This window comes from Alcanivorax sp. HI0044 (assembly GCF_001634945.1).
Genome location: NZ_LWEZ01001478.1, coordinates 1 through 1,578, shown reverse-complemented (window position 1 = coordinate 1,578; position 1,578 = coordinate 1). Strand labels below are relative to the sequence as shown.

2 protein-coding genes are annotated in these 1,578 nt (G+C 58.5%); one reads left to right on the top strand and one right to left on the bottom strand.

Translation table 11 applies throughout. The annotated features are described in order from the left end of the window. The coding region (locus A3730_RS22340) for a penicillin acylase family protein (RefSeq protein WP_197477575.1) at positions 1-893 on the top strand (893 nt) is incomplete at its 5' end. A 100-nt stretch (positions 894-993) separates the two neighbouring features. On the opposite strand, the gene A3730_RS22335 is transcribed toward A3730_RS22340, so the two are convergent. Continuing rightward, on the bottom strand, positions 994-1,473 hold the full coding sequence (locus tag A3730_RS22335) for a hypothetical protein (protein ID WP_063520496.1): 480 nt from the start codon (positions 1,471-1,473) through the stop codon (positions 994-996). Positions 1,474-1,578: the final 105 nt, after the last annotated feature.

Genomic DNA, 1,578 nt, shown 5'->3' with positions numbered 1-1,578 from the left:
ACGAGTCCGGCAGTGGCCTGTCCGGTGCCGATGNCAACTTCAGTTTCAGCGAATTGAAAACCGTGCTGAGCCATAATGGCTCGCTGTTCGCCGGTGACTGGACCAACCAGCTGACCCAGCGTTGCACCAGCTACAGCACCGCCGAGCTGGATGGGGCCGCTTACGATTTAACCGCAGCCTGCCAGGCGCTGGTGAACTGGGATGGAACCTATAACATCACCAGTCGCGGGGCTCACCTGATGCGTGAAACCCTGCGCCAGTTCCGGGTGAGCGGGCATCGTAGCCTGGCTGACAGCCTGTTTGCGCAACCTTTCGATGCGGATAACGGGGCGACAACGCCGTCAGGCCTGGCGCCCATCGATACGGCCAACCCCGAGCAGGACCCGGTGCTGGTTGCGTTGGCTCGCGCCGCGAAAATGCTGACCGATAATGGCATCAGCCTGGATGCCCCCTTGGGTGACATTCAGTATTTGATCAAAGCGCAGGGAGAAGCCGGGATCCCCGTCAGTGGCGGCTATTCCTATGAGGGCGTGTTCAATATGGCGGAGAGCAAAACCGCGTCGCGCAGCACCTCTGACTTTGCCAACAATGTTATTGGCAGCCCGCAACCGGACAGCCTGCTGTTTGCGCTGGATGAAGATGGCGATGGCACGGATGAACTGGCATATCGGCCCAATTACGGTTCCAGCTTTATCATGGCGCTGTCTTACACCGATGAAGGCTCCCAGGCGGAAATGCTTCTGAGCTACAGCCAGTCACATGATCCTGAGAGCGCTTTTTTCAGTGACCAGACGCAGCAGTACAGCCAGTTGCAGTGGCGCCCCGTGCGTTTCACCGAGTCCGAGGTGGCCGATAATACGGTGGAGACCCTGGAGCTGATGCAGGAGCGCTAATGCTCCGTTTCACTGAAGCCCGCTAAATGTCCCGACAGCAAAAGGCCCACATGGTGTGGGTCTTTTGCGTTGGTGCGCGGTGATTTAAAGGTGGCGCAGTTTATTTGGCGCCGAGCGGGGCGAACTCGTCCTTGTCTACCGGCTGCGGATTGCGTGACAGCAGGTAGCGCACCAGCGCTGTGGTGCGAGCGGAGTCCTGGGCACGTATTGCCTGAAGCAGTTGTTCGGCAACCGTGGCTTTTTCCAGCTGCACTGAGGCGGGAAGCTGCGGATCGGTTTCTGCAAAGCGTAGATCGCTGAGAGCGGTGAGCAGCACAAAAGCGCGGTTGCTCAATACGGCCTGTTCCAGACCTTCCTGAAAAATGGTGGCCTGGTACCGCAGGTAACCTTCTTCGGCGAGCCACAGCATGGCGCCCAGGCAGCTCATGTGTCGGGTGCTGTGCAAACCCACATCATCCACCTCGGTGGGGCCGATAATATCTTCCACGTACAAGGCGCCCGGGCGAGGGAAACTCATGTAGCTCTGCATCAGAATGCGGGCCACATCGTGGGTGAAATCATCGATATGCAGGTGGGACATGGGCTTACCTAACAGACGTCATGGTATTGTTCTTTTTGGGCGCCAGACGCTCAGCGCCTGACGCAGTCACACGTTACTTCTTGCGTGCCCGATCCAGATAACGGG